The sequence below is a fragment of the Streptosporangium sp. CA-135522 genome (genome assembly GCF_050949235.1).
GTDB lineage: Bacteria > Actinomycetota > Actinomycetes > Streptosporangiales > Streptosporangiaceae > Streptosporangium.
This window is the reverse complement of the sequence record NZ_CP192026.1, coordinates 7,800,643-7,825,446: the sequence shown is the minus strand read 5'-3', so window position 1 is coordinate 7,825,446 and position 24,804 is coordinate 7,800,643. Positions and strand designations below refer to the sequence as shown.

General features: G+C 70.2%; 23 protein-coding genes. 11 read left to right on the top strand and 12 right to left on the bottom strand.

Translation table 11 applies throughout. The features are described from left to right. The first annotated feature begins 21 nt into the window (after nucleotides 1-21). Both leuS and ACQPYK_RS36925 read left to right on the top strand, forming a co-directional pair. Nucleotides 22-2,490 (top strand): leucine--tRNA ligase, encoded by a 2,469-nt coding sequence (gene leuS / locus ACQPYK_RS36930; RefSeq protein ID WP_433259028.1) that lies wholly within the window; start codon nucleotides 22-24, stop codon nucleotides 2,488-2,490. Between the two features lie 188 nt (nucleotides 2,491-2,678). After that, nucleotides 2,679-4,652, top strand: coding sequence for a GTP-binding protein (locus tag ACQPYK_RS36925; RefSeq protein WP_433241833.1), 1,974 nt, complete (start codon nucleotides 2,679-2,681; stop codon nucleotides 4,650-4,652). Nucleotides 4,653-4,806: 154 nt separating this feature from the next. Here the strand turns inward: ACQPYK_RS36925 and lexA are convergent, their stop codons facing one another. Next, entirely contained in the window at nucleotides 4,807-5,517 is a 711-nt protein-coding gene (lexA, locus tag ACQPYK_RS36920; RefSeq protein WP_433241830.1) for a transcriptional repressor LexA, read from the bottom strand. Between the two features lie 272 nt (nucleotides 5,518-5,789). Here lexA and ACQPYK_RS36915 point away from each other — a divergent pair, with 272 nt between their 5' ends. The 3 genes from ACQPYK_RS36915 (at nucleotide 5,790) to ACQPYK_RS36905 (ending at nucleotide 9,800) form a co-directional block, all read left to right on the top strand. Then, the gene (locus ACQPYK_RS36915) at nucleotides 5,790-6,119 is read left to right on the top strand and encodes a LysM peptidoglycan-binding domain-containing protein (protein WP_433241827.1); all 330 of its coding nucleotides are present in this window, start codon (nucleotides 5,790-5,792) and stop codon (nucleotides 6,117-6,119) included. A gap of 284 nt (nucleotides 6,120-6,403) precedes the next feature. After that, nucleotides 6,404-6,865, top strand: coding sequence for a transcriptional regulator NrdR (nrdR, locus tag ACQPYK_RS36910; RefSeq protein WP_433241824.1), 462 nt, complete (start codon nucleotides 6,404-6,406; stop codon nucleotides 6,863-6,865). Nucleotides 6,866-6,950: 85 nt separating this feature from the next. After that, the gene (locus ACQPYK_RS36905; protein WP_433241821.1) at nucleotides 6,951-9,800 is read left to right on the top strand and encodes a vitamin B12-dependent ribonucleotide reductase; all 2,850 of its coding nucleotides are present in this window, start codon (nucleotides 6,951-6,953) and stop codon (nucleotides 9,798-9,800) included. 232 nt (nucleotides 9,801-10,032) lie between these two features. Here the strand turns inward: ACQPYK_RS36905 and ACQPYK_RS36900 are convergent, their stop codons facing one another. Continuing rightward, a complete protein-coding gene (locus ACQPYK_RS36900) occupies nucleotides 10,033-10,419 on the bottom strand; it encodes an ArsR/SmtB family transcription factor (RefSeq protein ID WP_433241818.1) in 387 nt (128 codons plus the stop codon). Nucleotides 10,420-10,527: 108 nt separating this feature from the next. Between ACQPYK_RS36900 and ACQPYK_RS36895 the strand changes: the two genes are divergently transcribed. Next, on the top strand, nucleotides 10,528-11,805 hold the full coding sequence (locus ACQPYK_RS36895; RefSeq protein ID WP_433241815.1) for an MFS transporter: 1,278 nt from the start codon (nucleotides 10,528-10,530) through the stop codon (nucleotides 11,803-11,805). Between the two features lie 295 nt (nucleotides 11,806-12,100). After that, complete coding sequence (locus ACQPYK_RS36890; protein ID WP_433241812.1) at nucleotides 12,101-12,502, top strand: carboxymuconolactone decarboxylase family protein; 402 nt, start codon at nucleotides 12,101-12,103, stop codon at nucleotides 12,500-12,502. Nucleotides 12,503-12,539: 37 nt separating this feature from the next. Here the strand turns inward: ACQPYK_RS36890 and ACQPYK_RS36885 are convergent, their stop codons facing one another. The 3 genes from ACQPYK_RS36885 to ACQPYK_RS36875 form a co-directional block, all read right to left on the bottom strand. Continuing rightward, nucleotides 12,540-13,508: a helix-turn-helix transcriptional regulator gene (locus ACQPYK_RS36885; protein ID WP_433241809.1), complete on the bottom strand. Its 969-nt coding sequence runs from the start codon at nucleotides 13,506-13,508 to the stop codon at nucleotides 12,540-12,542. 201 nt (nucleotides 13,509-13,709) lie between these two features. After that, complete coding sequence (locus tag ACQPYK_RS36880) at nucleotides 13,710-14,180, bottom strand: hypothetical protein (RefSeq protein ID WP_433241806.1); 471 nt, start codon at nucleotides 14,178-14,180, stop codon at nucleotides 13,710-13,712. A 196-nt stretch (nucleotides 14,181-14,376) separates the two neighbouring features. Beyond that, nucleotides 14,377-14,862: a rhodanese-like domain-containing protein gene (locus ACQPYK_RS36875; RefSeq protein WP_433241803.1), complete on the bottom strand. Its 486-nt coding sequence runs from the start codon at nucleotides 14,860-14,862 to the stop codon at nucleotides 14,377-14,379. A gap of 145 nt (nucleotides 14,863-15,007) precedes the next feature. Between ACQPYK_RS36875 and ACQPYK_RS36870 the strand changes: the two genes are divergently transcribed. After that, the gene (locus ACQPYK_RS36870; RefSeq protein WP_433241800.1) at nucleotides 15,008-15,994 is read left to right on the top strand and encodes a helix-turn-helix domain-containing protein; all 987 of its coding nucleotides are present in this window, start codon (nucleotides 15,008-15,010) and stop codon (nucleotides 15,992-15,994) included. A 15-nt stretch (nucleotides 15,995-16,009) separates the two neighbouring features. Here the strand turns inward: ACQPYK_RS36870 and ACQPYK_RS36865 are convergent, their stop codons facing one another. Continuing rightward, entirely contained in the window at nucleotides 16,010-16,651 is a 642-nt protein-coding gene (locus ACQPYK_RS36865; RefSeq protein WP_433241797.1) for a TetR/AcrR family transcriptional regulator, read from the bottom strand. 161 nt (nucleotides 16,652-16,812) lie between these two features. On the opposite strand from ACQPYK_RS36865, the gene ACQPYK_RS36860 reads away from it, so the two are divergent. Both ACQPYK_RS36860 and ACQPYK_RS36855 read left to right on the top strand, forming a co-directional pair. Then, the gene (locus ACQPYK_RS36860; RefSeq protein ID WP_433241794.1) at nucleotides 16,813-17,373 is read left to right on the top strand and encodes a TetR/AcrR family transcriptional regulator; all 561 of its coding nucleotides are present in this window, start codon (nucleotides 16,813-16,815) and stop codon (nucleotides 17,371-17,373) included. Nucleotides 17,374-17,481: 108 nt separating this feature from the next. Then, on the top strand, nucleotides 17,482-18,954 hold the full coding sequence (locus ACQPYK_RS36855) for an alpha/beta fold hydrolase (protein ID WP_433241791.1): 1,473 nt from the start codon (nucleotides 17,482-17,484) through the stop codon (nucleotides 18,952-18,954). 168 nt (nucleotides 18,955-19,122) lie between these two features. On the opposite strand, the gene ACQPYK_RS36850 is transcribed toward ACQPYK_RS36855, so the two are convergent. Together ACQPYK_RS36850 and ACQPYK_RS36845 are read right to left on the bottom strand one after the other, a co-directional pair. After that, nucleotides 19,123-19,701: a TetR/AcrR family transcriptional regulator gene (locus ACQPYK_RS36850; protein ID WP_433241788.1), complete on the bottom strand. Its 579-nt coding sequence runs from the start codon at nucleotides 19,699-19,701 to the stop codon at nucleotides 19,123-19,125. A 179-nt stretch (nucleotides 19,702-19,880) separates the two neighbouring features. After that, nucleotides 19,881-20,708, bottom strand: coding sequence for a LysR family transcriptional regulator (locus ACQPYK_RS36845; RefSeq protein WP_433241785.1), 828 nt, complete (start codon nucleotides 20,706-20,708; stop codon nucleotides 19,881-19,883). 82 nt (nucleotides 20,709-20,790) lie between these two features. Between ACQPYK_RS36845 and ACQPYK_RS36840 the strand changes: the two genes are divergently transcribed. Continuing rightward, nucleotides 20,791-22,110: an MFS transporter gene (locus ACQPYK_RS36840; protein WP_433241782.1), complete on the top strand. Its 1,320-nt coding sequence runs from the start codon at nucleotides 20,791-20,793 to the stop codon at nucleotides 22,108-22,110. Here the strand turns inward: ACQPYK_RS36840 and ACQPYK_RS36835 are convergent. The 4 genes from ACQPYK_RS36835 to sigJ form a co-directional block, all read right to left on the bottom strand. Then, nucleotides 22,074-22,829: a pyridoxamine 5'-phosphate oxidase family protein gene (locus tag ACQPYK_RS36835; RefSeq protein ID WP_433241779.1), complete on the bottom strand. Its 756-nt coding sequence runs from the start codon at nucleotides 22,827-22,829 to the stop codon at nucleotides 22,074-22,076. The two genes, ACQPYK_RS36840 and ACQPYK_RS36835, sit on opposite strands and share 37 nt — an antisense overlap. Nucleotides 22,830-22,899: 70 nt before the next feature. Continuing rightward, a complete protein-coding gene (locus ACQPYK_RS36830; RefSeq protein WP_433241776.1) occupies nucleotides 22,900-23,076 on the bottom strand; it encodes a hypothetical protein in 177 nt (58 codons plus the stop codon). Between the two features lie 314 nt (nucleotides 23,077-23,390). Continuing rightward, nucleotides 23,391-23,855: a carboxymuconolactone decarboxylase family protein gene (locus ACQPYK_RS36825; RefSeq protein WP_433241773.1), complete on the bottom strand. Its 465-nt coding sequence runs from the start codon at nucleotides 23,853-23,855 to the stop codon at nucleotides 23,391-23,393. Further along, complete coding sequence (gene sigJ / locus ACQPYK_RS36820; RefSeq protein ID WP_433241770.1) at nucleotides 23,852-24,718, bottom strand: RNA polymerase sigma factor SigJ; 867 nt, start codon at nucleotides 24,716-24,718, stop codon at nucleotides 23,852-23,854. The genes ACQPYK_RS36825 and sigJ overlap by 4 nt, the downstream gene beginning before the upstream one ends. Nucleotides 24,719-24,804 lie beyond the last annotated feature (86 nt).

Below are 24,804 nucleotides of genomic sequence, written 5' to 3'. Positions count from 1 at the left end.
GACGTGAGCGAGCGAGCCGACATGCAGAGCGACGAGCAGCACTACGACCCGCAGGCCCTGCAGGCCAAGTGGCAGCGGCGGTGGGAGGAGCTGGACCCCTTCCGGGCCTCCGACGACCCCGCCGACCCGCGTGAGCGGCGCTACATGCTCGACATGTTCCCCTACCCCTCCGGCGACCTGCACATGGGTCACGCCGAGGTGTTCGCCATCGGCGACGTCGTCTCGCGTTACTGGTTCCAGCGCGGCTACAACGTGATGCACCCGATCGGCTGGGACTCCTTCGGCCTGCCCGCCGAGAACGCCGCGATCAGGCGCAACGCCCACCCGGCCGAGTGGACCTACGCCAACATCGAGACCCAGGCCCACTCCTTCAAGCGCTACGCGATCTCCTTCGACTGGTCGCGCCGCCTGCACACCAGCGACGTCGACTACTACCGGTGGACCCAGTGGCTGTTCATCCGCTTCTTCGAGCGCGACCTGGCCTACCGCAGGGGCGGCCTGGTCAACTGGTGCCCCAATGACCAGACCGTGCTGGCCAACGAGCAGGTCAAGGACGGCAAGTGCGAGCGCTGTGGCGCCGAGGTCGTCCGCCGGGAGCTGACCCAGTGGTACTTCAAGATCACTGACTACGCCGACCGGCTGCTGGACGACATGGCCCAGCTGGAGGGCGGCTGGCCGGAGCGCGTGCTGACCATGCAGCGCAACTGGATCGGCCGGTCCGAGGGCGCCGACGTCGACTTCGTGATCGAGGGCCGCGACGAGCCGGTCACCGTCTACACCACCCGCCCCGACACCCTGTACGGCGCGACCTTCTTCGTGGTCGCGCCGGACGCGCCGCTGGCCGAGGAGATCGTCGCCGAAGAGCAGCGCGAGGCCTTCGCGGCCTACCGGGCCCAGGTGTCCAAGCTGTCCGACATCGACCGGCTGTCCACCGAGAAGGAGAAGACCGGCGTCTTCCTGGGCCGCTACGCGATCAACCCGGTCAGCGGCGAGCGCATGCCGGTCTGGGCGGCCGACTACGTGCTGTCCGACTACGGCCACGGCGCCATCATGGCGGTCCCCGCGCACGACCAGCGCGACCTGGACTTCGCCCGCACCTTCGACCTGCCGGTACGGGTGGTGGTCCACACCGGTCTGGCCGACCCCGGCGAGACCGGCGTGGCCACCGCCGGCGAGGGCTCCATGGTCAACTCCGGTCCGCTGGACGGCCTGTCCAAGACCGATGCGATCCGGAAGATCATCGGAGTGCTGGCCGAGCGCGGCACCGGCAAGGCGACGGTCAACTTCCGCCTGCGCGACTGGCTGCTGTCCCGCCAGCGCTTCTGGGGCTGCCCCATCCCGATCATCCACTGTGTCGACTGCGGCGAGGTCCCCGTCCCGGACGACCAACTGCCTGTCACCCTGCCCGACCTGCGCGGCGAGGCCCTGGCACCCAAGGGCGTCTCCCCGCTGGCCTCGGCCGAGGACTGGGTCAACGTCTCCTGCCCCAAGTGCGGCGGGCCGGCCAGGCGCGACACCGACACGATGGACACCTTCGTCGACTCCTCGTGGTACTACCTGCGGTACGTGGACCCCACCTACGACGACGGCCCGTTCGACGTGGAGAAGGTGCGCCGGTGGGGCCCGATCGACCAGTACGTCGGCGGCGTCGAGCACGCGGTGCTGCACCTGCTGTACTCGCGGTTCTTCACCAAGGTCCTGCACGACATGGGCATGGTCGACTTCACCGAACCCTTCACCCGCCTGCTGAACCAGGGACAGGTGATCAACCAGGGCAAGGCGATGTCCAAGTCCCTGGGCAACGGCGTCGACCTGGGTGAGCAGATCGACGCCTACGGCGTGGACGCCGTCCGCCTGACCGTGGTGTTCGCCGGCCCGCCGGAGGACGACATCGACTGGGCCGATGTCTCCCCGGCCGCGTCGCAGAAGTTCCTGGCCCGCGCGTTCCGCGTCATGGCCGAAGCCGGTGCGGCCTCCGCTCCGGGTGTGGACTTCGCCACCGGCGACCTGAACCTGCGCAAGGTCGTCCACCGGACCGTCGACGAGGTCACCAAGCTGGTCGAATCCCACCGGTTCAACGTCGTGGTGGCCCGCATGATGGAGCTGACGAGCGCGACCCGCAAGGCCATCGACGCCGGTCCCGGCGCCGCCGACCCGGCCGTCCGCGAGGCCGCCGAGACCCTGGCCGTCATGCTGTCGCTGATCGCGCCGTACGCCGCGGAGGAGGGCTGGGAGCGGCTGGGGCACCCCGCCTCGGTCGCCAGGGCCGGATGGCCGGTGGCCGAGCCGGCCCTGCTGGTCCAGGACTCCGTCACCTGCGTCGTCCAGGTCGCGGGCAAGGTCCGCGACCGGCTGGAGGTCTCCCCGGAGATCTCCGACGCCGACCTGGAAGCGCTGGCGCTGGCCTCGGACAAGGTGCGGGCCTTCCTGTCCGGCGCTCCCCGCAAGGTCATCGTCCGCGCGCCCAAACTGGTCAACATCGTCCCGTAGCGTCACCGGGGCGCCCGTACGGCGGGCGCCCCGATTCATCGGCCCGAATTTATTGGCTCGAACGCCGAACCGATTGATGGAAGGATGCCGGCAGCAGACGGATCACCACCAGGAGCATGAGATGCGGCGAGTCTTCGAAACCTCACAGCGCCCTATCCGGACGAGAGTTTTCGAGGACTCCACCACTCATGCACACCGTCAACATCGGCATCCTCGCCCACGTCGACGCGGGTAAGACCAGCCTCACCGAGCGCCTGCTGTTCGACACCGGCGCCATCGACCGGCTCGGCAGCGTCGACACCGGCAGCACCCAGACCGACACGAACGACATCGAACGTCGCCGTGGCATCACGATCCGTTCCGCGGTCGCCTCCTTCACCGTCGGTGCTCTGCGGGTCAACCTCATCGACACCCCCGGGCACTCCGACTTCATCTCCGAGGTCGAGCGCGCGCTCGGAGTGCTCGACGGCGCCGTCCTGGTCCTGTCCGCGGTGGAGGGCGTCCAGGCGCAGACCCGCGTCCTGATGAAGACCCTGCGGAAGATGCGCCTGCCGACCCTGATCTTCGTCAACAAGATCGACCGTGCCGGAGCCCGTCACGAGGAGCTTGCGGCGGACATCCGGCGGAAGCTGGCAGCGCGGATCATCACCATGAACACGGTACGGCGGGCCGGGTTCCCCGACGCGCGCGCCGTACCGAACTCGCCGGCCGATCCGGGCTTCCGCTCCCGGGTGACGGATGTCCTCACCGAGAGCGACGACGCGCTGCTCGCCGACATCGTCGCCGGCATGGTCCCCTCGGCCGAGCGGCTCCTGGCGGGACTGCGCGCCCAGACCGCCGCCGGTCTGCTCCATCCGGTGTTCTTCGGCTCCGCGCTGGCCGGCCAGGGCGTCGACGCGCTCATCGACGGGATCGCGCAGCTCCTCCCGCCGGCGCGGGTCACCGGGGAGGACGGCCTGCGCGGCACGGTCTTCGCCCTCGAACGCGGCGACGCCGGTGAGAAGATCGCCTATCTGCGCGTGCACTCCGGCGGACTGCGCAGTCGGCAGCGGATCACCTGGTACCGCCGGGAGGCCGACGGCGGTGTCAGCGAGGACACCGGACAGATCACCGCGCTCCACGTCGTCGGGCGGGCGCGGACGGACATCCACCACCTGACGGCGGGGGACATCGCGAAGGTGTGGGGCCTGCCCGGCATCCGGGTCGGCGACCAGGTCGGCTCGCCGGACGGGCTCGCCGGGCGCTCGCATTTCGCCCCGCCCAGCCTGGAGACCCTCGCCCGGCCGAAGCGGCCGGAGCAGGCGGCGCGGCTGCACGCCGCCCTGGTGGACCTCGCCGAGCGGGATCCGCTCATCCACACGCGCGCCGTACCCGGCGAGGGAACCTCGGTGCTGCTGTACGGGGAGGTCCAGAAGGGCGTCATCGCGGAGACGCTCTCCCAGGAGTTCGGCGTCGAGGCGGTGTTCGAGCAGAGCCGGACGGTTCACGTCGAACGCCCGGTGGGTGTCGGGGAAGCCTGCGAGGAGATCGACCGGCACGGCCGCAACGACTTCTTCGCGACCCTCGGGCTGCGCATCGAACCAGGCGACGAGCCGGGAGTCGTCTACCGGCGGGAGGTCGAGCTCGGCTCACTGCCGCGACCCTTCCACCGGGCGATCGAGGACGCCGTCCGGCACGCGCTTGAGCAGGGAATCCACGGCTGGGCGGTGACGGACTGCGTCGTGACCCTGACCCGGACGGGCTACGCCTCTCCGATCACCACGGCCGCCGACTTCCGCAACCTCACCCCGCTGGTCCTGATGCGCGCGCTGGACATCGCCGGCACCCGCGTCTACGAGCCCTGCCACGACTTCGAGCTGGAGGTGCCCGCCGACGTGCTCAACGCCGTCATCGCGCACCTCGTCGCCCTCGGCGCGGACATCCGGGACTCCCACGGAGGTGCGGAGGTCTGGTCGGTCAAGGGCGACATCCCCGCGCGCCGGGTGCACGAGTTCGAGCGGCAGCTGCCCGGACTCTCCCGCGGGGAAGGGGTCTGGTGGTCGCGGACGTCGGGGGACCGGCCGGTCAGCGGCCCGGTCCCGATGCGCGAGCGGTCGGACGGCAACCCGCTCAACCGAAAGGAGTATCTGCTCCATCTCGCGCGGCGCGGTACGGCGCGGTGAAGCCGGCCGGCCCTCGTGTCACCCGCATCACACCGAGCGTCCTTGGAGGCGCCTCAAAATCCCTAGAGGGGTCCTGAGCGCCCTAAGGTGATCGAAAGTTCTCAAAAAAGAAGCGGGCCCCGCGATCCGGGGCCCGCTTCTTCGCCGTGCCGTCTCAGAGCTTGCGCAGAACCGCCACGACCTTGCCGAGGACGGTCGCCTCATCGCCGGGGATCGGGTCGTAGTTCGGGTTGTGCGGGACCAGCCAGACGTGGCCGTCCTTGCGCTTGAAGGTCTTGACCGTGGCCTCGCCGTCGATCATCGCGGCGACCACGTCGCCGTTGTCGGCCACCGGCTGCTGGCGGACGACCACCCAGTCGCCGTTGGCGATGGCGGCGTCGATCATCGAGTCGCCGGTCACCTGGAGCAGGAAGAGCGTGCCCTCGCCGACGAGCTGCTTGGGGAGGGCGAAGACGTCCTCGATGCTCTCCTCGGCGAGGATGGGGCCGCCGGCGGCGATCCGGCCGACGAGCGGCACGTAGGCGGCGGTGGGACGGCTGATCGGGGTCTCGTCGTCACGGGAGTCGGGATCGACCCACAGCACCGGCTCGCCCGGAAGACGCACCTCGAGCGCGCGAGGACGGTGTGGGTCGCGGCGCAGGTAACCCTTGCGCTGCAACGCCGTCAACTGGTGCGACACGCTGGAGGTGCTGGTGAGCTGCACCGCCTCGCCGATCTCCCGCATGGAGGGCGGATAGCCGCGCTGCTGCACCGAGTCGCGGATCACCTCGAGGATCTTCCGCTGCCTGGGGGTGAGGCCGAGGGAGTCGCGCCTGCGCACCGCCAGGTCACTGACGGCCGACCCGTTCTCGTCATGTTCGCTCATGCGATCTCCTCGCCTCCCGGTCTGTATTCCTTGTGTCGCACACAGCGACCGTACCCCCGTTGAAGATCGTATTCAAACAATTGTTCGAGTCGTTCTCGAAATCAGCGGCGGCGTGGTGTACAACATCGTACGGGAGTTCGATCGACACCGTGTTCGATTCGCCGATCTTTCTTCGACGTGTGTTCGGCCAGGTCGAAGGGGTGGGGGCCATCATGAAGGCGACCGTGACGACAGGAGGGCCCGGACGGGCGCCCGTGCGGCGTCCCGGGCCCGTGGGGGACGTTCGATATCCTGGTGCGCCGATCCGGCTCACCCGGCGGGGGCGGATCGTGGTGGTGGCGCTGCTCACCCTGATCACCCTGGGGGCGCTCTGGGTCGGCGCGCGCATCGACGCCGCCTCGGCCGGGGGGCGCGGGGGACATGAGGGGCTGCCGTGGGTCGTGGTGCACGGCGGCGACACGCTGTGGGGGATCGCGGACGCCGTGACGGGAGAAGCGGACCCCGCTCCGACGGTCCGTCGGATCATGGAGCTCAACGGCCTGTCCGACTCCGTGATCCGGTCCGGGGTCCGGCTCTACCTGCCGGGCGACTCCGTCCGCTGAAGGGGGCGCGAGGGGGTCGCCGGAAGGGCGACACGCCCGGCCCATGCGAATGTGATGCGCTGATCAGCGACTTCGCTCGAGGGGGCCGTCCCAACTTGCGTTCATGCGCCGACCCTCCTACCGTTGGACCACAACATCTAGTGGCTTAATCGACGCACTTCACCATAGATTGTGTTTCTATTACCGCACCTCGACCATTCGGGGTGCGCGCGAGCGTCTCTTCGGGAGCGCTGTGGAAGTGCAGGAGAAGGCGGGCCACTTGCCGGGTCAAGGAGGCGACGCTCGTGCACTGTCCGTTCTGTCGTCACCCTGACACGCGGGTCATCGACAGCCGGTCCACCGAGGACGGCGGAGCCATCCGCCGCAGGCGAACGTGCCCGGAGTGCGGGCGCAGGTTCACCACGCAGGAGACCGTGCTGCTCATGGTCGGCAAGCGCAGCGGGGTGACCGAGCCGTTCTCCAGGGAAAAGGTGATCGCGGGCGTGCGGCGGGCCTGCCAGGGGCGCCCGGTGGGCGAAGACTCGCTGGCTCAGCTGGGCCAGCGCGTGGAGGAGAGCATCAGGGCGACCGGGGCCGCGGAGATCGCGGCCCACGAGGTCGGGCTGGCGATCCTCGGCCCGCTGCGCGAGCTGGACGAGGTGGCCTACCTGCGATTCGCCTCGGTCTACCGGGGCTTCGAGACCCTCGCCGATTTCGAAACCGAGATCAAGCAGCTGCGGGCGGAACGCTCCGTCGAGCAGGACTGATTCACAACCCCGGGCGCCGGGGGAAGAGCGGCGCGTTGATGTGGTCCGACTCGAGGGCTCTGTGGAGCCCCGGAAGGGGGAAGTCATGACGGAAACGGTCAGTGGCGCAGTCGCGCGTGGGGGCAAGCGGTTGCGCAAGGGGCTGAAGATGAAGCGCATCTTCACCACGCCGGGAGTGCACCCGTATGACGAGGTGCGCTGGGAGCGCCGTGACGTCGTGATGACCAACTGGCGGGACGGCTCGGTCAACTTCGAGCAGCGGGACGTCGAGTTCCCCGACTCCTGGTCGGTCAACGCCGCCAACATCGTGACCACCAAATACTTCCGCGGCGCCGTGGGCACCCCGCAGCGCGAGTGGAGCCTGAAGCAGCTCGTCGACCGCGTGGTGGGCGTCTACACCAGGACCGCGGTCGAGCACGGCTACTTCGCCACGGACGAGGACGCCGAGATCTTCGACCACGAGCTCAAGCACGCCCTGGTCAACCAGGTCTTCAGCTTCAACTCGCCGGTCTGGTTCAACGTGGGCACCGCCTCGCCGCAGCAGGTCAGCGCCTGTTTCATCCTGGCCGTCGACGACCAGATGGAGTCCATCCTCGACTGGTACAAGGAAGAGGGTGTGATCTTCAAGGGCGGTTCGGGCTCCGGCGTCAACCTCTCCCGGATCCGCTCGTCGAAGGAGCTGCTCTCCAGCGGCGGCACGGCCAGCGGCCCGGTCTCCTTCATGCGCGGCGCGGACGCCTCCGCGGGCACCATCAAGTCCGGCGGCGCCACCCGCCGGGCGGCCAAGATGGTCGTCCTCGACGTGGACCACCCCGACATCGAGGAGTTCATCGAGACCAAGGCGCGCGAGGAGGACAAGGTCCGCGCGCTGCGCGACGCCGGTTTCGACATGGACCTGGGCGGCAAGGACATCGTCTCCGTCCAGTACCAGAACGCCAACAACTCCGTGCGCGTCTCCGACGAGTTCATGCGCGCGGTGCAGAAGGGCGAGGAGTTCGGCCTGCGCGCCCGCCTGACCGGCGAGGTCATCGAGAAGGTCGACGCCCGGGAGCTGTTCCGCAAGATGGCGACGGCCGCCTGGGAGTGCGCCGACCCCGGCGTCCAGTACGACGACACGATCAACGACTGGCACACCAGCCCGGAGACGGGCCGCATCACGGCCAGCAACCCCTGCTCGGAGTACCTCCACCTGGACAACTCCTCCTGCAACCTGGCCAGCATCAACCTGATGAAGTTCCTGAAGGACGACGACTCCTTCGACATCGCGAGCTTCGTGAAGATCACCGAGCTGATCATCACCGCGATGGACGTCTCCATCACCTTCGCCGACTTCCCGACCGAGAAGATCGACCAGACCACCCGGGCCTACCGCCAGCTCGGCATCGGCTACGCCAACCTCGGCGCGCTGCTCATGGCCACCGGTCACGCCTACGACTCCGACGGCGGCCGGGCCATCGCCGGCACCATCACCTCGCTGATGACCGGCGCCTCCTACCGCCGCAGCGCCGAGCTGGCCGCGGTGGTCGGGCCCTACGACGGCTACGCGCGCAACGCCGAGGCCCACAAGCGCGTCATGCGCAAGCACGCCGCGGCCAACGACGACCTGCGCACGCTGGAGGCCATGGACAAGGCCATCCACGCCGAGGCCTCCCGCCAGTGGACCGAGTGCCTCAAGCTGGGCGAGAAGAACGGCTACCGCAACGCGCAGGCCTCGCTGCTGGCGCCCACCGGCACCATCGGCCTGATGATGGACTGCGACACCACCGGCATCGAGCCCGACCTCGCCCTGGTCAAGTTCAAGAAGCTCGTCGGCGGCGGCTCCATGCAGATCGTCAACCAGACGATCCCGCGCGCGCTGCGGCAGCTGGGCTACCCGGAGGAGCAGGTCGAGGCGATCGTCGAATACATCGCGGCGCACAGCCACGTCGTGGACGCCCCCGGCCTCAAGCCCGAGCACTACGAGGTGTTCGACTGCGCGATGGGCGAGCGGGCGATCGCCCCGATGGGTCATGTCCGCATGATGGCCGCCGCCCAGCCGTTCCTGTCCGGCGCCATCTCCAAGACGGTCAACCTGCCCGAGTCCGCGACGGTCGAGGACATCGAGCAGGTCTACATGGAGGGCTGGAAGCTCGGCCTGAAGGCGCTGGCCGTCTACCGCGACAACTGCAAGGTCGGCCAGCCGCTCTCGGTCGCGGGCAAGAAGACCGAGGAGAAGGCCGCGCCCGCCGAGCCGGAGATCCAGGTCGTGGAGATCAGCCGCCCGACCCGCCGGCGGATGCCGAACCAGCGCCCCAGCACCACCACCCGCTTCACCGTGGGCGGAGCCAAGGGCTACATGACCGCCTCGTCCTACCCCGACGACGGTCTGGGCGAGGTCTTCCTGAAGATGTCCAAGCAGGGCTCGACCCTCGCGGGTGTCATGGACGCCTTCTCGGTGGCCATCTCCATCGGCCTGCAGTACGGCGTGCCGTTGGAGACCTACGTCGGCAAGTTCGTCAACATGCGCTTCGACCCGGCCGGCATGACCGACGACCCGGACATCCGCATGGCCGCCTCGGTGATGGACTACATCTTCCGCCGCCTGGCGCTGGACCACCTGCCCTATGACGATCGGGCCGCCCTCGGCATCTTCTCCGCCTCCGAGCGCGCCGCTCAGCAGCGTGGAGAGGACCCGGCCCCGATCCACACCGACGAGGTCATCGCCGAGCTGGCCACCTCGGCGCCGATCGAGCAGCCTCAGGCCCGCACGGAGGGCGCCATCGAGGCCGTCACCGAGGTCGTCGCCGTGGCCGCGCCGGAGCGGGTCGGCTCCCTGGAATCCCACCAGGGCCGCACCGCCGACGCGCCGCTGTGCATGACCTGCGGCACCAAGATGCGTCCCGCCGGCAGCTGCTACGTCTGCGAGGGCTGCGGCTCCACCAGCGGCTGCAGCTGAGAGTGAGCGCCTTTTGGGCGTGAAATAGCAGGTCAGCAGCAGGGCGTCGGCGAAATGCCGACGCCCTGCTGCTGTCTGCTCCAGGCAGTTCGTTACGTCCGATGCACCGTCGTTGCGTCCGATGTGACAGCGGGCCGCGATGGGCCCAGTGCTCTCCCTCTTGCGGAGAGTCGCTCCGCTCCGCGATGGGGGCCGTCCCGCCGGCGTCAGACCTCCGGGTCGAGGGCCGAGCCTAGCGGTCGGCGCGCTGCGGGGGCGTCCAGGCGGCGACGAGGTTCAACAGGCCGGGGAAGCGGGCGTCGAGGTCTTCGGTACGGAGCCGGCTCCGCCGTTCGAGACCATACTGGCGCTGACGTGTGAGCCCGGCCTCGCGGAGGGCGCGGAAATGGTGGGTGAGCGAGGACTTCGGCCGGTCCAGTTCGAACCAGCCGCAGGTGTGGTCGAAGTCTTCCGCCTCCAGTAGGAGCTTGCGCACGATGGTCATGCGCAGCGGGTCGCTCAACGCGCTCATGACCACTTCCAGGCGCAGCTCGTCACGCGCAGGCTCGGGTAGGGGCTCGGGCAGATCCGAGGGCGCGGAATCACGTTCGGTGACGGTCTTTCGGTAGCTCACTGCCATGCCTCCATTGAATCACAGCTGTACGACTTCATTCGTACTTGTGTTAAGTTCGACTCTACTCGTACAAGTTCGAGTTTTTTCGTACATTGTCGGATGAAGAGAGGCCTCATGGCGGCCAGTTCCGGAACATCAGGCGTTGACACACTCCGGTCCGTGCCGGAAGCGCGGTCGGTGAGGACCGCCGCTACCGGTGGTGGGGCGGCGCGCTGGAAGATCTGGCTGGCGGCATGGCCGGTGACCGGGGTCTTCGTGCTGTCCAACATGCCGACTCCGCTGTATCCGCTCTGGAAGCAGCGGATGGGCTTCTCCTCCGGGACGATGACGATCATCTTCGCCTGCTACATCGTCGGCCTGCTTGCCGCATTGATGGTGGCCGGGCGGCTGTCGGACCGCATCGGCCGCAAACCTGTCCTGTTGCCGGGGCTGCTGCTCGCGGTCGCGGCGTGTGCCACTTTCGCCACGGCGTCCTCCGTCCTCGAACTGGCCGTCGCGCGGCTACTGACCGGTATCGCGATCGGCATCACGGTGTCAGTGGGCATGGCGGCCGTCGTCGATCTGGGTGGAGCGTCTTGGGTCCGGCAGGCCACCCTGGCGGCGTCCACGGCGATGGTCCTCGGAGCCGGGCTGGGGCCCCTGTCGGCAGGCATACTGTCGCAGACACTGCCGGAACCGACGGTCGCGATCTTCTTGGTGGAGATCGTGCTGTTGCTCTCCGCCGTCGTGGCGATGCTCTGCCTGCCGCTGCCGAGGCCTGGCGCGGATGCGAATGGAGGATGGCTGCGTCTGCCGTCGGTGCCGACGCGAAACCGCGTGCAGGTGGCTTTGGGGATTGCGGTGTTCGCGCCTGGGATCACCTCGACCTCGTTCGTGCTGTCACTGGGACCGTCGCTGCTGGCCGATCTCCTCGCCACGCACAACCGGCTTGTCGCCGGAGGGATGGCGTTCATGATGTTCGCGGCGGCGACGGGTGTGCAGTTCGCCGTGCGACGGCTGGGCGTGCGCTCCATCCTGCTCGGTGGGCTCGTCTCCACCGCCGCGTCGATGGCCGCACTGATCCTCGCCGTGCACGTCTCGTCGGCGACTCTGCTGATCGTGGCCGCAGTCCTGGCCGGTGCCGCCCAGGGACTTGGACAGTTCGGTGGTCTGTCGCTGATCGGCGTGGCCGTGCCGCCGCATCGCCGTGCCGAAGCCAATGCGGCCCTCAACGTCGGCGGCTACGTGCCGGCGGCGCTCCTTCCGGTCACGGCCGGGTACCTCGGTGACGCGGTCGGAATGACGACCAGCTCGACGATCTTTGGGGCAGCCATGATCGCCATGGCGGCCGCAGGTGCCGCCTTCGTCGGTATCCGAGGGCGGGAGCCGATAAATACCGCATCTCCCGAATAAGTGCACTACAGCCGCTTTCGCGTGAACGCCCGCTGAGAACAGGGTGTCGGTGACAGGCCGACACCCTGTTCCCGCTTTCCGCCACCTGTCGTCCTTTCCGCCGCCTGCCGTCGCACGTGATGCGACCGGCGCGTTCACCCTCCAGTGTTTGACCGAAAAGTCCGGCGATCACCGGTTTGACTTAGAGTGCGCTCGAAGTTCTACCTTCAAGACATGGCCGGTGAGCAGCCGGGACCTGCGTCCCGGCTGCTCACCGGACGGAAAGATCGTTCGACACGGACACACTGGGGAAGTCATGACTCGCGAAGAGCGGTACGAGCACGGCCTGAAGGTGCTGCAGCAGATTGACGGCGAGGCGGGACAGAAGGTCGTCGACTCCCTCGCCGGCATCTCACCCGAGCTGGCTCATCAGGTGGTCTCCTGGGGATTCGGTGACATCTACTCCCGGCCGGGTCTGCCGCCCCGGGATCGGCAGCTCGTCACCCTTGGCATGCTCACCGCGCTGGGTGGCTGCGAGCCCCAGTTGGAGGTGCACGTCAACGCCGCTCTCAACGTCGGCCTCAGCTCCACCGAGATCGTGGAGGCGCTGTTGCACTCCGCCGTCTACTGCGGCATGCCGAAGGCGCTCAACGCCACCTTCGTCGCCAAGAAGGTCTTCGCCGAGCGGGGACTGCTCCCGGTGGCCACCGGCGACTGACCGGGGCCGGCGGGCGCCCCTTCCCGAAGGGCGCTCCTCAGGCGCCCGGCCGTACGGGGCCCGCCGCGCGGTTGTAGCGGTCGGCCAGCCTGCGGAGCTCGTCGGCGAGCTCGGGAGAGCCCGTGACGTCGAAGTCGACGTCGAGCATCCCCAGGTAGGCGGCGAGCATGTGCGGGGTGTGGGATCCGAGGTTGACCACGCAGGTGTGCTCGTCGACCGCCTCCACCAGGATCGCGGGCGGCAGCCGTTCGGCGATCACCTCGGCGGGGGCGTGCATCGTCACGCGGGCACGATATTTCCACAGCACCGATCCCAGGCCCTTCTCGACGTATGCCGCGACGTCGCCTTCGGGCGGCTCGCGCGGCGTGAACCGAGGACCGGTGGGCGTGCGGGGCTGGATCCGGTCGACGCGGAAGGTCCGCCAGTTCTCACGATCGCAGTCCCACGCGACGAGATACCAGCGGCCGCGGGTGTGCACCAGGCGGTGGGGCTCGACGACACGGAGGCTGACGGCTCCGTCGTGGGCGCGGTAGTCGAACCGCAGCCGCTCGTGATCGCGTGCCGCCCCGGCGATGGCGGTCAGGACGTCCGCCTCCACGGTCGGGCCGGAGCGGGAGATCGAGACCGTGTAGCTCTGCAGGGCGTTGACCCGATGACGCAGGCGTGACGGGAGGACCTGCTCCAGCTTGGCCAGCGCGCGCAGGGAGGTCTCCTCGATGCCGGAGATGGTGCCGCCGGCGGCCGTGCGCAATCCGACGGCGACGGCGACCGCCTCCTCGTCGTCGAGCAGCAGCGGCGGCAGGGCCGCGCCCGCGCCGAGCCGGTAGCCGCCCGCCGTGCCCGGGGTGGCGTGAACGGGATAGCCCAGCTCGCGCAGCCGTTCCACGTCGTTGCGGATGGTCCTGGTGGTCACGCCGAGCCGGTCGGCGAGCTGCGGCCCTGTCCAGTCTCGTGGTGTCTGCAGCAGCGACAACAGGCGGAGCAGTCGTGCGGAGGTCTCCAGCATGCCGTCAGTCTGCCAGCGAACGCGGAAGGGTTCTTTCCGCATCGCGTACGGAAATTTCCGATTTCCCGGCGTGGATGGAGCGACCGGCGCGGACGTCGCAGGGGCGATCCGCGCGTCCGGCTCCCGGAGGAAGGGCTCACCTCCGGCGAGTGCGGCCCGAACGCCCCGGGCCGGGAGCCCGGGGCGTGTCTCCGCGAGGCGTTATCCGCAGTTGCCCCAGGCGTTCCGGCCGCCGGAGGCCTGCTGGCCGCCGCCCTGGATGACTCCCCAGTACTTCACGCAGTAGCCCTTGGCGTACAGCGTCACCGGGCCGGCGTAGTACTTGTAGCCCTTGCCGTCCTGCTTGACCGCCGTCTGCGCGGGCTCATCCTTGATGCGCTTGGTCTGCGTCTCCAGCCGCGCCGAGGTGTAGGTGGAGGACCCCACGAAGCTCGACTTGATGGTGGTCACGCAGTTGAACCCGGTGGTGCGGTTGTAGAGCAGGTAGACGTAACCGAACACCGTGCCGGAAGGGGTCTTGACCGGGCGGCTGCTGTCGCTCACCCGGGCGAATCCGGTGCCGCACACGCCTTCCGGAGTGTAGGCGGATGCCACGGCGTATGCCGGGTTCGCCATGAACGCACCGGTGGCCAGTGTCGCGGCGAGGAAGATCGTCTTCGTGGACTTGAGCACTCACTCGTCCCATCGTCGGTGCCGCCCGCTGATCGAGCGGCGTCGGGCACGATCATTCTGCAGTGTTCACCGCCGGGAGATCATCGATATGCCAGAAGGTTTGGGTGGTTTGTAACCTGACTTCCGGTCGTGATCATTAAGTCCGACGCATCCGGCCTGCTCGGGGCCCGGGTGAAAGCGGTCACCGCTCGGACGGTCAGCAGGCGCAGGCGATGCCGGAGACCGGGGCGGTCAGCGGGTCGATCGCGCGCCGGGAGACACCGGACGGCGTCTCGACCGGAAAGCCCTCCCGGGCCCAGTACTCGAACCCGCCCAGCATCTCCTTGACCGGGTAGCCGAGCCTGGCGAACTCCAGGGCGGCGCGGGTGGCGCCGTTGCAGCCGGGACCCCAGCAGTAGGTCACCACCGTCACGCCCGCCGGGATCACCTCGGCCGCCCGGCCGGCGATCTCGGCGGTGGGCAGGTGCACGGCGCCCTCGATGTGCCCCTGCGTCCAGCTCTCCCGGCTGCGCGAGTCGACCACGATGACGCCCGGGGCACCCGAGGCCAGGTCGGCGGCCACGTCGGTCACGTCGGTCTCGAACGCCAGACGGCCGGCGAAGTGGGCGAGCGCGGCGGCGTTGTCGGCCGCGGGAACGGACGTGACGGCGGAGGCGGAGGCGGAGGCGGTGATGACGGACATCTCGGCGGCCTTTCGGTGGTGCTCGGTGGCGAACGGGAAGTTCTCGGTGGCGAGGAGGGGCTCTCTCCGGCGACAAGGGAAATGGTGCCGGTTCCGGCCACGGCTCGACAGTGGCGTGAATGCCGCTTATCGCTAATATCTCGCCATGCTGATTTCGCCACCGGTGCGCCGCGGCGCTCGCCGTACCGTGTCCGTGCTCGCCTTCGACGGCATGGCGCCCTTCGAGCTGGGGTGTGTCGTGGAGATCTTCGGCATTCCCCGGCCCGAGCTGGACGTGCCCTGGTACGAGCTCACCGTGTGCGCGGAGAGTACGGCCGACCTGCGGATCGTCGGCGGGTTCACCATGCGGGCCGAGCGCGGGCTCGAAGCCGTGGCCGCCGCGGACACGGTGATCGTGCCGGCGGTGCCGGACGTTTCCGGCGCGGTGTCGCCGGAGCTGGTCGCGGCGCTGAGAGCGGCGCACACCCGGGGCGCGAGGGTCGTGTCGATCTGCTCGGGGGCCTTCGCGCTGGCCCAGGCCGGGTTGCTCGACGGCCGCGAGGCGACCACCCACTGGAAGTACGCCGAGCTGCTCCAGCGCCGCTTTCCCCGGGTCAGGGTGAACCCCGACGTGCTCTACGTGGACGGCGACGACGTGCTGACCAGCGCGGGCAGCGCGGCCGGGCTGGACCTGCTGGTCCACCTGGTCCGCAAGGACCACGGACCGCGCGTGGCCAACTCGGTCGCCCGCAGGCTGGTCATCCCCCCGCACCGGGAGGGCGGGCAGGCGCAGTTCATCCAGGCGGCGGTCACCCCGGTGGAGGACGACGACGCGGTGGCCACCGCGATGGCCTGGGCACTGGAGCACCTGACCGAGCCGATCACGGTGGCCGACCTCGCCGGGGTCGCCCGCATGTCGCAGCGGACCTTCATCAGGCACTTCGGCCGCCAGACCGGGACCAGCCCACTGCGCTGGGTGATCTCCCAGCGGGTCGCGGCCAGTCTCACGATGCTGGAGTCCACGGCCGCGCCGGTCGAGGAGATCGCGGTCTCCGTCGGCTTCGACAGCCCGGTGACCTTCCGCCACCACTTCACCAGGGCGATGCGGACCTCGCCCTCGGCCTACCGCAGGGCCTTTCGGGCGTCGGCCTGAGCGGGCCGGTGTGTCTCATCCGCCGCTCCAGCGCCGGGTGATCTCCTCGGCGCTGGGCGGCGGACCCGGCAGGGAGGGCGCGGAGGTCAGATGCAGGGCGTCGAGCATCAGGGCGAGGTATCGATGCCTGATCTGGGCGGTGCGTTCCTCGTCGCCGAGGTGGACGGCGGCGAGCTGCTCGAAGATCATTGACATGTCGGCGACGTCCAGGCCGGGGCGGAGGACGCCGGCCTGGACGGCGCGGCCGAAGACCCGCTCGGCCAGTTCGGAGGCGTGGGTGGATTCGCGGTAGAGGTCCTCGTCGGGGGTGAAGGTCCCGGCCAGGTTGATCGTCAGGGAGTGGACGTCGGCGTCCACCACACGGCGCATGAAGACGGTGAAGGCCTCCCACGGGTCGCCCTCGTCGGACAGGGCGGCCTCGGCCTCGGCGATGTAGATCTTCAGTCCGTCCGAGCACAACTTGCGAAGCAGGTCGTCCTTGCTGGCGTAGCGCCGGTAGAGCGCGCTGATCCCCACCCCGGCGCGCTCGGCCACGGCGGAGATCGGAGCGCCGGGGTCGGCGACGAAGACGGTGCGCGCGGCGTCGAGGATCACCTGGTCGTTGCGGGCCGCCTGGGCCTTCCGGCCGCTCATGGGGCCGGTGGTGGTTGTCTTCATGCCGCCACTATAGCTAATGGAACATAATATTCCGTTCTAAGCTTCAGATGATTCACGGAAATCCTTGCCGTGCCGGTCGGGTGGCCGGCGTGTTCGGGGTCCGCCGGCCAGGAGTCAATCAGGGGTTGCCAATAATAGGCAGACCGGTCTATTTTTTGGATATGGGACAAAAGGGTGAGGAGACGCGTGTCCGGTTGCTGGACGCCACGCAGGAGCTGATCGAGGGCGGCGGCTACTTCGGGGCCGGGCTGAACCAGGTGATCGCGGCCAGCGGGACCCCGCGCGGTTCGCTCTACTTCCACTTTCCCGGCGGCAAGGACCAGATGGTCGGGGAGTCCGTACGGCGGGCCGGCCATGAGATCGGCCGGATCGTGCGGGATCTGGCGGAGAGCGCGCCCGACACCGCGAGCCTGGCGACCGCCGTGCTGGCGATGCTGGGCGATCGGCTGGAGGCCTCCGGATGGCGCAAGGGCTGCCCGGTGGCCACGCTCGCGCTGGAGATGGCGGCCACGAGCGACCCGCTGCAGGAGATCTGCTCGGAGGTCTACGGCTCCTGGGAGGGACTGCTCCGCGACCGGCTGGCCGCCGACGGGCATCCCGAGGCGGATGATGTGGCCGTGACCGTCCTCGCTCTGATCGAGGGGGCGTTGCTGCTGGCCAGGGCCCATCGCAGCCGGGAGCCGCTCGACCGCGTCGCCCGCCGGATCGTGCTGCTGCTGTAAACCCGCAACGGCGGAGAGGCCGTCGAAGGCGTCATCGTGAAGATCCACCCAGGGGTGGGTCTTCCATGTCCATTGAATATGTAGACCGATCTATTTTGAGGTGATCGTGTGACCCCCGACTCCATCGTCTTCGGCGCGGCGGGATTCGTCGGCCGTTCCCTGGTCGCGGAGCTGCTGCGGCGTGATCGCCGGGTGGCCGCCGCCGTGCGCGGGCCGGGAGAGCGGCTCACGTCCTGGCTCGCCCGGCAGGAAGTGGACACGGCGGGGCTGACCGTCGTGGCCGCCGACATCACCACACCCGGCCTCGGCCTCGAAACCGCCGAAGGCCTGGAACGGGTGCGTGACGTCTACAACGCCGCCGCCCGCTTCGCCTTCGGGTTGGACATGGAGCAGGCGCGGCGAGTCAACGTGACCGGGGCGCTCAACGTGGCCGACTGGGCCGCCACCCGGCCGGCGCTGCGCCGTCTGGTCCACATCAGCGGCTACCGCGTCAGCAGTGCCGCACCGGACTACCGCGTCGACGGCGCCTACGAGGCCTCCAAGAAGGAGGCCGACGCGGCGGTGCGGGTGCGAGCCCGTGAGCTGGGCGTCCCGCTGACGATCGCCAACCCCAGCACCGTGGTCGGCGACGGCCAGTTCATCGGGCTGGCCTCGCTGGTCAAGGATCTGTGGCATGGGCGGCTCCCGGCGCTTCCCGGCGGTGCGGACGTCTTCCTGCCGGTCGTCGACGCCGGCTACTTCGCCCGGTTCATGGCCGCCCTGCCCGAGCACGAGGAGACCGCCGGGCAGGCCTACTGGGTGCTCGACGACGACACACCCCACCTGCCGGAGCTGGTGGCCTTGGTCGCCGGGCACCTGGGCGTGCCCGCGCCCCGGCTGACGGTCCCGGCCGGGCTGGTGCGGCGGCTGCCCCGCGCGCTCACCGGGGCCGACCCCGAGACCCTGTCGTTCCTGTCCGGCGACCGCTACGACACAGCTCCGGCCCTGGCCTTCGCCGAGCGAGCCGGACTGCGCATGCCCCCGGTCGAGGAACTGCTCCGAAGCTGGACCGACGGGCTGGTCGGCGCCCGCTTCGGCGCCGGCGTCCCACCGCGCGGGCCGTACGGGTTCCAGGACGTCGCCGGGAGCCGGACCTGGGTGGCGGGTGAGCGGGAAGAGCCCGAGTACGTGATGCTGCACGGACTGCCGCTGGACGCCGACTCGTGGGAGGGCGTGCGGGATCGGCTGGATGCCCCGGTCCTCACCGCCGACCTGCCCGGCCTGGGCCGCTCGGCGCCCGCCCGTTCGCTCGACGACTGGACGGCGGCCCTGATGGAGCCGGTCAGAACGCGGCCGGTGCTGGTCGGCCACTCCTTCGGCTGCGGACCCGTTCTGCGTTATGCGCTTGCCCACCCCGATCGGGTGGCGGCCGTCGTCCTCGTCGCCCCCGCCTTTCTCCAGGCGCCCTCCGGGCGGCTGCGGCGTTCGGGGGCCGCCGCGCCGATGCTGCGGCGGATGTCGGGGCCCGCCTGGGAGAGAGCCTCGGCGTCCCGGCGGACGCGCTCGCCGACCTGCGCCGGCCGCGGGCCGCCCGCCGGGTGATCGAGGCGATGCGCATGGCCCACGCCGCGCGGCGGGAGCTTCGCCGGACGCTCGATCGCGTCAGGGGAGAGTCCGCGACTCCGGTGACGATCGTCGTGGGGGAGGGCGATCCGCTGTCGGTGGACATGTCCGCCACCGTGATCCGGGGCGCGGGGCACTATCCCCAGCTCACGCATCCCGCCGAGCTGGCACGCGCTCTCCGAGCAGCCGGTGGGCGAGCTCGGCCAGAGCCGTCGCGATCCGCTCGGGGCTGAGATTCCGCTCGCCCCGCTGGTGGGTGTAGACCTCCGGGGCCAGCGGGGCGAGCGCGACTTCGACCAGCGCGTCCGGGTCGGCCATCCCCGCCGAGACCAGCAACGAGCGCACATGCAGCCGCCAGAAGCCGTAGGCCCCGGTGGTGAACCGTGACTGCCCGGTTTCGGCGCCCAGCACCAGGTGGGCGTGGGCCTCCAGCAGCTCCACCATCGCGCCGTAGAAGGCGGCCAGCCGTTCGGCGGGCGGTGCTCCCGGCCCAAGGGGCGCCTCGCCGCCGATCAGCTTCTCCTGCAGGGCCTTCTCGTGTTCGTCGAGCATCGCGGTCGCGATCGCGGCCCGGTCGGGGTAGCGGCGATACAGCGTGCCGCGCCCCACCCCGGCCGCCTTGGCGATGTCGTCCATCGTGACGTTCGGTGCACCCTTGGCCGCGAACAACTGTCCGGCCGCCTCCAGAATGCGCGCCCGGTTGCGCGCGGCGTCTGCTCTCTCCATTCCTTCAGGGTATATGTGGACACGCTGTCCGCTAAGGCGCCCGCCGTTCGGGAGTGGTCAAGATCCCGTGGTGCGGTGCCGGGCAGAGCACGGGTATGGGTGCGGTGCGGCAGAGTGCGGGCGCGGGTGCGGACAGGGCGCGGGCGCGGGGCTGGGCAGAGTGCGGGTGCGGCCGCGGGTCAGGAGCTCATGGCGTAGAGCACGTCGCGCAGGGCCTCCTCGCGGCCGTCGAGCCAGACCATCCGCAGCGCCAGGTCGGGGGCCGGTAGCCCGAGCTCCACCAGGGTGCCCGCCGACAGGTCTTCGTCGACCACGAAGTCGGGAAGCAGAGCCATGCCCAGCCCCTGCTTGGCCCATTCCCGGACGGCGACGACGCTGGCCAGCTCCCGACGCCGGCCGTCGAGGCCGGTCATCCTGTCGGCGGCCATCCGGATCGAGCAGCCGGGGCCGGTCGTCAGCACGATGTCCGCGTGTCCCTCCGGGGCGGCGACCATGGCCAATCTCACCTGTCCGACGTCGAGGAAGTCCAGACCTGGCGGGGTCGCGAACCCCAGGGTCCCGATCTGCACGCCGGAGTCGAGAAGCAGACCGGCGTCGAGGGCGCCCTGGGCGATCCCGTCCAGGATCAGGTGCCGCGGGAGCACGGTGACGTCGAGATCGATGTCGGGACGACGCTCGGCCAGGCGCCGCATGATGCCGGGCAGCCGGGTCGCCGCCAGCATCTCCAGCGCGCCCACCCGCACGCTCCGCCGCCGCTCGGTGACGGCCAGCCGTACCGCCTCGGCGTGGTCGAGCAGCCCGGGAGCCCGGGAGAGCAGGACCTGCCCCGCGTCGGTGAGCCGCATGCCCTGCGGGGTGCGCTCGAAGAGCGCCACCCCCAGCGACCCTTCCAGCCGGCGGATCTGCTCCGACGTCGAGGCCGGGGCCAGGCCCAGCAGGTGCGCCGCGCCGGTGATCGTGCCCGTCCCGGCGACCGCGACGAACCCCCGCAACTGCCGTAGGTCCATGTCGAGAGCATACGGCTTTCCCGAATGCCCCGTACGGCTGCGGCGGTTGAGGGGAGATGTCCGGCTCCGCAGAGTGGTCGGCATGCTCGCACCATCGTCGTCCTCCTGGCGGCTCGCCGGGATCTCCCTGGCCTACTTCCTCGTCCTCCTCGACACCACCGTCCTCACCGTGGCCCTGCCCGACCTGCGCGCCTCCCTGGGCGGGTCGCTCGCCGGGCAGCAGTGGGCGGTCAACGGATACACCATCGCGTTCGCCGCCTCGCTCCTGACCGGCGGCGCGATCTCCGACCGGTACGGCGCGGCCCGGGTGTTCCGGGTGGGCGTCGTCGGGTTCGGGGTCATATCCCTGGCATGCGCCTTCGCGCCCGGCCTGGAGACCCTCGTCGCCCTGCGAGCGTTGCTGGGCCTGGCGGGCGCACTGTGCCTGGGGGGCTCTCTCGGGCTGATCGCCCAGCTCAACCCCGACCCCGCCCGGCGCGCACGGGCCATGGGAGCCTGGGCGGCCCTCACCGGCACCGCGCTCGCCGCGGGCCCGCTGCTCGGCGGACTGCTCGTGGGCCCCTACGGCTGGCGCGCGGTCTTTCTCGTCAACCCGCCGCTCGCGGTCGCCGCTCTGGCCGGTGTCCGGGGACTGGTCTCCCCCGCCGGCACGCGCGGGATCGGCTGGAGGTCGCAGGCCGCGGCCTGCGCCTTCCTCGCCCTGCTCGCCGCGGCGATCACCGAGACCTCCGTCGTCGCCGCGGCGCTCGCGCTCGGGGCGCTCGCCGTACTGATCCGGTCGGAACGGGGCGCCGCCACGCCCGCGCTGCCCGGCGGGCTGCTGCGCGCGGCGTGGGCGGGCCTGCTCACCGGCGGGGTGGTGAACTTCGCCTTCTCCGGCGCGCTGTTCGTGATCACTCTTCTCCTCCAGGGCGAACGGCATCTCACCCCGCTGGAGGCGGGGCTGGCGTTCCTGCCGCTGACCATCCCGATGACCTTCAACGCGCTCGTCACCGGCCGCCTCGTCGCCCGCCACGGCCCCCGGCCCTCGATTCTGACCGGTCTCGTCCTGCTGACCGGGGGCCTGCTCGCGGCCCCGTCGGCCATCGGAATGATCATGATCGGTTTCGGCCTGTCCTGCTGCCTGCCCGCGCTGGTCGCCGACGTCGTCGCGATGGCCCCCGCCGGCACGGCCGGCACGGCGGGCGGCCTGCTCAACGCGGCGCGTCAGGCCGGCGCGATCCTCGGGGTGGCGGTGATGGGCATCGTCGCGCACGGCACGGCGGACGGCACCTCGCACGCCCTGTTCCTGGCGGCGGCGCTCACCGGGCTCGTCCTCGCGGGCCTGGCCGGCTCCGCCGTCGCGGCCCGGCTCCGCCCGAGGGGTCAGGACAGCCGGGTCCCCGCGCGCACGCCGATGTGATCGGGAGGCGCGGCCCCTTCCGGAAGCAGGGGATCGGCGACCGGGGACAGCCAGGTGGTGGCCAGCGGCAGCACGCCCGCCCACAGTCCCAGCTCCGCGTCCGGGCCGTCCCCGTCACCGGGCGGGCCCGCGCTCACCTTCACCGACGCCTCCGTCAGGGAGATCGCCAGAACGGTCGTCGCGGCGAGTTCCTTGCGGTTGGGACGCCTGGCGTAGTCCCACTGGCCCGGGGCGGCGTGCTCGGTGATGATCCGCAGCGCGGTCAGCTTCTCCTCGCCCTCCAGCTTCCAGGGCACGCCGTACACCATGGCGGAGCGGTAGTTGACGCCGTGCTCGAACACCGACCTGGCCAGGACCAGGCCGTCCACGTGGGTGACCGTCACGCATACTGTGTCTGCAGCCGTGCCCGCGGCCGTGCCCGCGCCGGACCCCGGCCGCTCCCGCCGCGCGCCCGCGGATCCGGCGGACTGTCCGGCGTCCGGGCGTCCGGGGGGTTCTTCCACGATCAGGCTCCGGCTGGCGACCGAGCCGTGGACGTAGAGATGGTCGGCGTCGAAGCCGTAGACCGTGGGCACCACCATCGGCACGCCGTCCGTGACCACGCCGAGATGGCAGACGAACCCGGCGCCCAGCACCTCGTACAGCGCGGCCCGGTCGGTCCGGCCGTTCTCGCGGAGGCGACGGTGCCGGGTGCGCTCTGTCGAGGACAAATCACTCATGGGGTGACATTCAATCAGGCCTGGAAATGACGAGAGACCCACATGCCTGCGGGTCTCTCGTGAAGCGGGGTCAGGCGGCGGGGAGGGGGCCACCCACCAGCGGGAAGCGTAAGACGTTTCGCCCGGCGTAGGCGCGCAGGTCGACGACCTTGGCGTCGGCGGCGGCGGCCTTGCGGCGTGTCGCGGAGCGGATGTCCCTGATCTTGAGCCGTGTGACATATGGTGGCACGACCACAAGCCTCTTCATTGAGCCCCCCGGCGTGATGAATCCGTTACATGAGATGTCTACAGATCATCGCGTAAAACCACCGTAAAGATCTGTTCAGTAGGGAAGTCGGCGACCCGACGGGGATCGCAGATCCAGGCCGGGCGTGCGGATGGGCCGGCGCCGGCCCTGCGGCCGGACGATCCTTATGCGTCGCATGGTCTGCACCCTCTCCTCGGACTCGCCGTTCCTCGGGCTGATCGTGCTCCACGTCGCCGGACGGCACGCCCCGGGTGGAAGGGCCGGCCCGCACGGGGTTCCGTGCGAGCCAACCTAACCCCGTGACACGACCCGGATCAACTGGTTTTGTTACGCAAAGAGCCCGCGACCGCACGCGTGGTGACCGCGATCCGGTTCCATGCGTTGATCGCCGCGATCGCCATCACCAGCGCGGCCAGCTGTTCCGGCTCGTAGTGCCCGGCGGCCTCCTCCCACACGCGGTCCGGCACCGTCTCCCCGCGGTCGCTGAGCCGGGTGGCCTCCTCCGCCAGCGCCAGCGCCGCCCGCTCGGCGTCGGTGTAGTAGGGAGCCTCCCGCCAGGCGGCCACCGAGAACAGCCGCTCGTCGCTCTCGCCGGCCTTCTTGGCGTCGTGGCTGTGCATGTCCACGCAGAAGCCGCACCCGTTGATCTGGCTGGCCCGCAGCTTCACCAGCTCCAGCGTGGCGTGCGGCAGGCCGCAGCCGGCCAGGTATCTCTCCAGGCCCAGCATGGCCTTGTAGCCCTCGGGGGCGAGTTCGGCGATGCTCATCCGTGCTTTCATCGAACACTCCTCAGTTTCTGTGGGTTCATCACGACGAAGATCTCGGTGATCCGGGAGTCGGCCACGGTCAGCCCGTAGACGCCCTTCAGCCGTCCCCGATGGAAGCGCAGCAACCCCGGCCGGCCGTTGACCGTCGTGGAGTCGAACCGGCCGGCGACGCCGTAGCGCCCGGCCACCCCGATCAGGAAGCGGGCCACCCGGTCGGCCCCGTGGATCGGCCGCCTGGCCGCGCGCGCCAGGCCGCCACCGTCGCTGCGGAGCACCACGTCCGGATCGAGCAGCGCCAGCAGGGTGTCGATGGCGTCACCCACGTTGGCCCGGGCGAACGCCTCGACCACCCTGCGGTGCTCGTCGGCGTCCACGCCGAACCGGGGCGTCCGGGCCGAGACGTGCTTGCGGGCACGGGCGGCGAGCTGGCGGCAGGCGGCCGGCGACCGCCCGACCGCCTGGGCCACCTCGTCGAACGTCGCCCCGAACACGTCGTGCAGCACGAACGCGGTGCGCTCGGCCGGACTGAGCGACTCCAGCACCACCAGCATCGCCATGCTCAGCGACTCGGCCAGCGTCACCCTGTCGGCGGGGTCGGCCCCGGTCACCACCGGTTCGGGCAGCCACGGCCCGACATACTCCTCCCGGCGCACGCGCGCCGAGCGCAGCACGTCCAGCGCCAGCCGGGACACCGTCACCACCAGCCAGCCGGTGACGTCCTGGATCTCCACGCGATCGGCACGGCCCAGCCGGAACCAGGCGTCCTGGACCACGTCCTCGGCCTCGTCGAGACTGCCGAGCAGGCCGTAGGCCACGCCGACCAGCCGCGGCCGGATGGCGCCGAACTCCACGGCGAGGTCTTCATCGCTGTTCACACAGGGAGGACGAGACATCTCCTGAGTGTGTGACATCCGGAGAACTATGCTGCCCACCGGCACGTGCAACGAGCGGTGAACGGGCC